This window comes from Paenibacillus sp. P46E (genome assembly GCF_001909095.1).
Classification (GTDB): Bacteria; Bacillota; Bacilli; order Paenibacillales; family Paenibacillaceae; genus Paenibacillus_AQ; species Paenibacillus_AQ helianthi.
This window is the reverse complement of sequence record NZ_LVYZ01000093.1, coordinates 1-7,083: the sequence shown is the minus strand read 5'-3', so window position 1 is coordinate 7,083 and position 7,083 is coordinate 1. Positions and strand designations below refer to the sequence as shown.

General features: G+C 42.0%; 8 protein-coding genes and 1 pseudogene. 8 read left to right on the top strand and 1 reads right to left on the bottom strand.

The features are described from left to right. A pseudogene (locus A3849_RS29975) lies at window positions 1-309 on the bottom strand (hypothetical protein); the annotation flags it as partial. A 421-nt stretch (window positions 310-730) separates the two neighbouring features. On the opposite strand from A3849_RS29975, the gene A3849_RS29970 reads away from it, so the two are divergent. The 8 genes from A3849_RS29970 to A3849_RS29940 all read left to right on the top strand — a co-directional run. Next, a complete protein-coding gene (locus tag A3849_RS29970; protein WP_074114725.1) occupies window positions 731-1,687 on the top strand; it encodes an MBL fold metallo-hydrolase in 957 nt (318 codons plus the stop codon). Between the two features lie 463 nt (window positions 1,688-2,150). Next, window positions 2,151-2,639, top strand: a complete 489-nt coding sequence (locus A3849_RS29965) for an NUDIX hydrolase (RefSeq protein ID WP_074114724.1) — start codon at window positions 2,151-2,153, stop codon at window positions 2,637-2,639. Between the two features lie 199 nt (window positions 2,640-2,838). Next, window positions 2,839-3,012: a hypothetical protein gene (locus tag A3849_RS33245; protein WP_178382855.1), complete on the top strand. Its 174-nt coding sequence runs from the start codon at window positions 2,839-2,841 to the stop codon at window positions 3,010-3,012. Then, window positions 3,012-4,067 (top strand): S8 family serine peptidase, encoded by a 1,056-nt coding sequence (locus A3849_RS29960; protein WP_178382854.1) that lies wholly within the window; start codon window positions 3,012-3,014, stop codon window positions 4,065-4,067. The genes A3849_RS33245 and A3849_RS29960 overlap by 1 nt, the downstream gene beginning before the upstream one ends. A 216-nt stretch (window positions 4,068-4,283) precedes the next feature. Next, window positions 4,284-4,823: a histidine phosphatase family protein gene (locus A3849_RS29955; RefSeq protein ID WP_074114722.1), complete on the top strand. Its 540-nt coding sequence runs from the start codon at window positions 4,284-4,286 to the stop codon at window positions 4,821-4,823. A gap of 175 nt (window positions 4,824-4,998) precedes the next feature. Beyond that, a complete protein-coding gene (locus A3849_RS29950) occupies window positions 4,999-5,814 on the top strand; it encodes an aminoglycoside adenylyltransferase domain-containing protein (RefSeq protein WP_074114721.1) in 816 nt (271 codons plus the stop codon). Between the two features lie 86 nt (window positions 5,815-5,900). Next, window positions 5,901-6,650, top strand: a complete 750-nt coding sequence (locus A3849_RS29945) for a class I SAM-dependent methyltransferase (RefSeq protein WP_074114720.1) — start codon at window positions 5,901-5,903, stop codon at window positions 6,648-6,650. A gap of 283 nt (window positions 6,651-6,933) precedes the next feature. Further along, on the top strand, window positions 6,934-7,083 hold a 150-nt coding region (locus A3849_RS29940), incomplete at its 3' end, for an NAD(+)--rifampin ADP-ribosyltransferase (RefSeq protein WP_178382853.1).

Here is a 7,083-nt window from a genome sequence, read left to right as displayed (position 1 = left end):
GTCGTGTCCGCCGCTATGACCGCCGCCATCCCAGCCACCGTGGCTGCCATGGCCGCTGTCCCAACTGCTCCCGCCGTGGTTATGGTTGTTGTGGCCGCTATTTCCGTTGTCCCCGTTATGATGGCTGGAATGATGTTTGTGGCTGTCGTCACCAGGGGTTAGGTCGGCTCCCGTTCCCGTGAAAAAGAAACTGTCGGCGGAGTTGTTCCTGTCCCTCCCGCTAATGCCCCGTTTATTGTTGTTATCTTTCATAATGGCTTTCGCGATGATAAAGACGAATACTACAATAACAATAATACCAATACCCAAACCTATCCCTCCTGATTATTCTAATCTGATAACTTTATATTTCCATCATCAACCTTTTGAAAGTGCCTGTCTATCCAAATTGTACCATAATAATATTCTAACACTTTATTTTTCAGTCTAATACATTATTTCCTTCTGACACTGCAGGTCGTGCGCCGGGTGGCGCCGCTCTGACTGCAGACCTGAAGAAAAAGAGCATCATGGATGCAGCCGACCATTAGCAGCATAAGCAATCCAGCCGTAGGTACGCCGGAGGCGAGAAGGACTTTTTTCTGGAAAAGTGCCGGAACTACGTCCCGCAGTTCTGGCGAAATGATCGGGTTGTTGAAGAATCTATTGCGCCTGCTTCCCGGAAAAAATCATTGTCTACCTCATGGATATGGCATATAATCTATTCCCATATTGGAAGGGAGAGGTGAGTTTGAAAAATAGGATAGAATCATTTAGAGGTTCCGAGCACTTTCGGCTGAATCACGTCGCTGATAGTGTAATTGCAGCGATTGCGGTTCCAGGTACCGGTTCTTTGGGAAATGCAGCAATCATTGATCTAGGGGATAATACTCTTGTCGTGGATACTTTCTCGACAATACAGGCTGCAGAGGATTTGAAAGCAGCCGCAGAGTACCTTACAGGAAATCCCGTATCCTATGTAATCAACACCCATTGGCACAGTGACCATACCTCTGGAAATCAAGTGTTTCTACCTGCGGCACAGATTATTTCAACATCAACAACCCGTGAGATTATGAATACTTTTGCCAGAGACAGGTTAGCCCAATATCGGGAAAACACGGAGCAGATGGTTCAGGCTATCGAAGAATTTGAGGAGCAAATACAACAAGAGCCAGATGAGAAGCTAAAAAAGGAAATGGAATGGGAAAATGCTAGTGACCGTGAGTTTATGAAGATGCTCCCCGATCTGGTACATTCGCTGCCGACGATAACTTTTGATCAACAGATGACCATACATGGCAGTAATCGTAGTATTGTGCTCCTTACATTTGGCGGGGGGCACACGCAAAGTGATGCAATCGTGTACATTCCGGAAGACAAAATTCTCATAATAGGGGATCTGGTGCTCTCAAAGCATCACCCGGTTTTGGCGTATGCAAATCCTCAGGAATGGCTGAATATTTTGGAGCAGGTAGAGCTGCTGGATGTAGAAGCAATCGTACCGGGACATGGCGAAGTATGCTCTTTGCAAGAGCTTCACGAAGTGAAGGGATATCTAACCTATATAATGGAAATCGTGGCAGAAGCCGTTCAAAACAAGAAAAGCATTGATGAAATTGATGTACCGGAAGCGTATCATAACTGGTACTTTACTACATACTTTAAGACGAATTTGAGTAAGGTTTATGACATAATCACTAATTAACCCGCCCGGCCGGGAGGCCTTTTTGGCCCGTGTCTTCCGGATCTTCTGCAGCACAGTCTCAAGCTGGTCGCATCGGAATGGACCGTTTTTACTGTTGTTTTGCATTCGGGATATGATCGGCAGCTGCGGGGCTTGAATAAGTTATTTCAGCCAGTGAGGATAGTGGGGAGTAAGGCATTACTCAGATTTGATTGGTTATAAGGAAGGAGCCTTATGGCTCCTTTTTGAATTGTTCGTGCTGAGTCTAATACTTTAATTTTGTCTGATAAACGAACCGCAGTTTCGCCACGAAGCTGGCCAAACCGGCACTTTGGGGAGACACTCGACGGATTGAAACAAATCGTTAACGGCTATGGGGACATGAAAGGAATAAATCTGAAGTAGCATATAAATTTACGAAGCAGGAAGGTACAGGAAACACGTGGAAGTAATATACAACTTCACCGTATTAGGAGGTTGTGAAATGGCGTTTCCGACACATATTGTATCTGCAGGCGGAATTGTAGAAGATGGAAATGGAAATATCCTATTAGTAAAAGCCCATGACGATGGTTGGGTGTTTCCTGGTGGGATAACTGAGGTTGGAGAAAACCTCATTGATGGCGTGATTCGTGAAATCAAAGAGGAAAGTGGAATAGACTCCACTGTTAGCCATTTAATTAGTGTTATTTCGAATACAGCAGTCCATAAGTGGTATGACGGTGTGACAGATGTTCCTACGAAGGTCATGTTTGATTTCGTGTGCAAAGCTGTGGGTGGAGAGTTGACTACTTCTGATGAAACTAGCGAGTGCAGGTGGGTCCCAAAGGATAGTGTTCTGGATTTAATTGCTTTACCCGCAATCCGCTTGCGTTATGAAGCTTATTTGAACTATAACGGCTCCGTGAATTATATGGAGTACGTCACTGCGACAACGACAGAATGTATGGTCAAGCTTCAAAGGCGGATTTAGTTGCACGAGGGCAATACTTCCGAAACGGATTTGGCAGGGTTATATCACCGGAACGGCGCAAAAATTAGTTGAATTTGGTTTTGAAGAGTTAGGCTGATGATTAAGCCATTTAGGTCAACGAATCAAGTACATTACCGTCAACAGTGACTTATCTATTAATTGCAGCCATATTGCATATCAATCCCCCACTGAGGATGACATGGAAAGCGGTGAACATGGCTTAAAGACTGTTCTAGCTTTATCCCATATGCCCTTTGTATTAGAAGGGAAAACTCATGTAGGAATAGCACCTGCAGCAAATTTTATTGTGCTTGATCATGGAGCTTTTACGGAAGGTGAAGGAGCCCGTTTAAAAAAGGTATGGATTGGATAATGGAACAACAAACCGGATGGAATATAAAGGTCATATTGTGCATGGGCTGGCATGCTTTGGATAATGTAGTTCTTCTAAAGAATACAATTGAGAACTCCACAGTCCAAGCTCTGGATTCTGCAGTCCAGAAAGGGATCCTTGTAATTTGTTCGAACGGCAATTCAAGATTAGGCAATATTATGCCGCCTATCGACTATTTAGCAGTGGGTGGCTACAATGATCGTGGGAAAAAAGACCGCAATGAGCACGTCCCTTATCCCGATGAACCCTTTGGCAGAAATGGTGACGGCCACTACAGACCTGATCTTTTAGCACCAAGAGTATCCTTGACCATCCCCTACTGTGAATCAATGGAAAACATCGGGGTCGTATCGTATTATGAGGGGACTTCTGGTGCAGCAACGCTTGTGACGGGTGTAGCTGCATATCTATTTTCAGAATACCCGGAACTAAATTCGGAGGACCTGCGCAGTATATTGGTTGAATATGCGGATCCATTAAGAGATTATGACAATGTCGCGCCTAGAATAAATGTTGGAAGGGTGATTCATGGCTTAGAAATGGGGGATTTACCAAAAAGAATAAAGCATGGTTTACCCGGAGTGACAAGAGTTGACCACTCATCTATTAAATCTTTGGATGAAATCGAAAGAGGACTAGCTTTATCAAGCCTTGTTCAACATCAACTTTGTACGCGTCAAGAATTATGGGAATTCACAGAGGACGAGTCTTCAGTCGTAAGGAGAATTGCCGTTTTTGCCTTAATCAAACCAATAAATGAACATGAAAGAACAATTTATTGGAATCGGCTAAACGAGGAATGTGAGGGTGGAGTGCGTGGCTGGTATACCTACGGTTTGTTACAAGATGCGGACATCCTGGAATGTACCAAGTGGGCGCAATGGGCCACAGATATGAATTGGACTGTGCGTTGGTGTGTGAGTGAATATTTATCCAAGTATGCTGATTCTTTACCCCAACTGGAAAAAACACATGATCCTGATTTAATTCAAGACAAGGCATTTTCTATACTTCAATGGTTGAAAATTCGTTAAAGTGGGGCGAAGCTGTGTTTTTATTCAGTGAAGACTTTCAATATCATAGTAGTTACTTTATGGCGGGAAACCCCTGGCTTCCAATAATTATTATCGGAGCCCTAATTCTATCTGGTGTAATTGTGTATAAGCTATTAAGAAAATTTTATAAATTCAGGGATTGATAAACTGATAAAATATAGTTCAATACAAAAACGGATGTGTGGAGGATTTTTAATGACGCAATTTTTTCTCATTCGCCACGGTGAACCACAATGGGACATAAATGAACATTACAAATTAAAGGGACATGGTCGGGACCTTGTTCCTCTTACGAATAAAGGAGTTAACCAAGTATATTTAATAGCAAAGGATAATCGTTTAAAAGAAGCTGAAATTGTTGTCTCCTCTCCTTACCCAAGAGCACTTCAAACGGCTGCTATTTTATCAAAGGAACTTGGTTTAGAAATAATGGTTGAATTCGATTTAAGAGAATGGCAACCCGACTTAACCTTTGAATATGATTCATTGGAGAGGCTTAAAGAACTGGGGGACGATTATGATGCTAATCATGGAATCTATCCTCCTGAGGGAACCAAGCTTTGGGAGTCGAAAGAACAACTGAAGAACCGCGTGGAGAAGGTAATTGACAAATATCTCGAATTTCAAAAGGTGATCATTACTGGACACGGCATGGCTTTTCGTACCTTGGTAGGTGAGGTAGGCGAAATTCCACATGCTTCAATTCTAGAGTATCACTATCCCGTTGCTCCCTAAAGGGAGCCAGCAATAATTCTTTCATAACCATTTGGAGAATACCCTCCCACGTTCCATCTAAGTAATAAAGCAGTATAAATCCAACAGTCCATTAGACGCAAGCTCCGGCAGCCTTTGCTCGAATATATAACATAAGATGGGAATGTAATATTAAAATCATAATGGAGCGATCTTAATGTTGACGCAATCCTTTGAAGACGAAATACTTGAACAAACCTTGTCCATATTTGTTGATGATATCCGAGCCATTCTTAATAGAAAGTTGCGAAGTATTTACCTTCATGGTTCGGCCATCCACAATGATTTATCCCCCGGGTACGGGGATTTGGATTTTCTCGTCATCATTGGAGAGGACCTTAGCCCAGACGAGGTCGAACTTTTAAACAAACAAAGATCCAAGTATAGATCATCCCTTCTTAGACAATCCACCGATAAACAGATCCCGAGTCTCTACACCGATATGCTTGAGGGTGCCTTTCTTACGATTAATATGCTGAACGGGGATAAGGGCAGTGGCTTGTGGTGGGGAACAAAGAGTGAATCCGTCTGGCCCGAAAATCAATTAGACCTGTTCACCCTATACACGATCAAGGAGCAGAGTATCTTATTGTATGGTGAGTCCGATCTAGACCATATTCCATCGTTCTCGAGGGAAGAATTCATTAGCTTTTTTAAGGAATATGCCATGTGTATGCGGAAGTTTGGCAAGGGAAATAGCCTTCATTCCATCGACTGGCTCCTCTTAGCTTCCAAATTTATAGCTTGGTGGGAGGAAGGGGTCGTCCTGTCTAAAAGCCAAGCAGCCGATTGGGGAATCTCACATCTTAGTGGCGGATGGAAAGAGAATTTGAAGAGATGCAAGGAGCTAAGGAAGAATCCATCCATGGCAACACATCTAGAGTATTCCGAATGGCTCAGTATTTTGGAGCCAGCTATTATTGAAGCATCACATGATCTGGATAGAGCGCTCGAACGGGAAACCCCTAGATGAACAAATGGTTGCTGGTGAGAAAATAGTCAGATTTCAAAGTCGTTAGTCTAGTCATCCCATTTTGGAGCGGTAGAGGTGATTTGAACATGAATGAATTAGAATATAAAGATTTTTATGATAAAGTCGGCAAAATTAATGGTTGGGATTTTAGTAAATTGCAGGTAACGTCAGAAGGGATAGAGTGGGATTTTTATGAGGAAGTGATAAGAAGGTCTAAAGTCACGGATGTTCTTCTGGATGTAGGAACAGGGGGCGGAGAAAATGTACTATCCATCGCTTCTTCATTCCATTCTGTATTTGGAATTGATATATCGAGTGGAATGATGGAAACTGCAAAATCAAACCTAAATAAAGCGAATGTTTCTAACGTTGAATTTAAACAGATGTCTTCTGATCATTTGGAATTTCCCTTTGATTCGATTGACGTTGTTTCGTGTTGTCACGCGCCATTCTTCTCCAATGAAGTGGCTAAGGTATTAAAGAATGGTGGAACTTTTTTGACGCAGCAAGTAAGTGAAGGGGATAAGCTGAATTTAAAAAATGCCTTTGGTCGCGGGCAGGCGTTTGGAGTTGTCGATGGAACATTAAAAGAGACATATTTAAGGGAACTTAAGGAGGCGGGTTTTCAATCCGTAGAATCCTTCGATTACAATTCCGTAGATTATTATCACAGACCCGAAGATCTGTTGTTCTTGCTTAAACACACACCCATTATTCCCCACTTCGGTTATGAGGACAAAGACTTTCAAATTCTAAATGATTTCATTGAAAACAATCTAACGCCTAAGGGGATTATTACAAATTCTAAAAGGTTCTTAATTATAGCTATAAAATAACTTCATAGTAGAGCGCCTCCTTAATGGTCGATTACAGAGGCATTCTTTTTTGTTATTGTTACCGAAATTTAAAAAAGATGTTTGCCGAAAAGAAGAGGAATCCTAGTCTTTTAATGGTGGTGTTGTCGAGGGATATGGTGAGGATCGGGCTGCTGGAATACCAAAGATCATACTCTCTACTTATATTATAACCTCCTTTGGAAATTATTTATAGACTACTTTTTGCCTCCCTGTAGCCTTATACTCTTATACGAAAGTCTAAAACAAAAAGGGGTGTGCCTATATGGATGACAAAAAAAACATCTTAGATCCAGGTCCGTTCTTTCATGGTACCAAAGCAGAATTGAAAATCGGAGACTTGCTTGAACCGTTGTATTTATCCAATTATCAGGATAAAAAATCTAATCATATATATTTTACTGCAACATTAGAC

What these genes read in the sequence shown, in the direction of transcription:
- A3849_RS29965 (WP_074114724.1), top strand. Translation starts at nt 2,151, where the DNA reads ATGGCGTTTCCGACACATATTGTATCTGCAGGCGGAATTGTAGAAGAT.
- A3849_RS29945 (WP_074114720.1), top strand. Translation starts at nt 5,901, where the DNA reads ATGAATGAATTAGAATATAAAGATTTTTATGATAAAGTCGGCAAAATT.
- A3849_RS29950 (WP_074114721.1), top strand. Translation starts at nt 4,999, where the DNA reads ATGTTGACGCAATCCTTTGAAGACGAAATACTTGAACAAACCTTGTCC.
- A3849_RS33245 (WP_178382855.1), top strand. Translation starts at nt 2,839, where the DNA reads ATGGAAAGCGGTGAACATGGCTTAAAGACTGTTCTAGCTTTATCCCAT.
- A3849_RS29955 (WP_074114722.1), top strand. Translation starts at nt 4,284, where the DNA reads ATGACGCAATTTTTTCTCATTCGCCACGGTGAACCACAATGGGACATA.
- A3849_RS29960 (WP_178382854.1), top strand. Translation starts at nt 3,012, where the DNA reads ATGGAACAACAAACCGGATGGAATATAAAGGTCATATTGTGCATGGGC.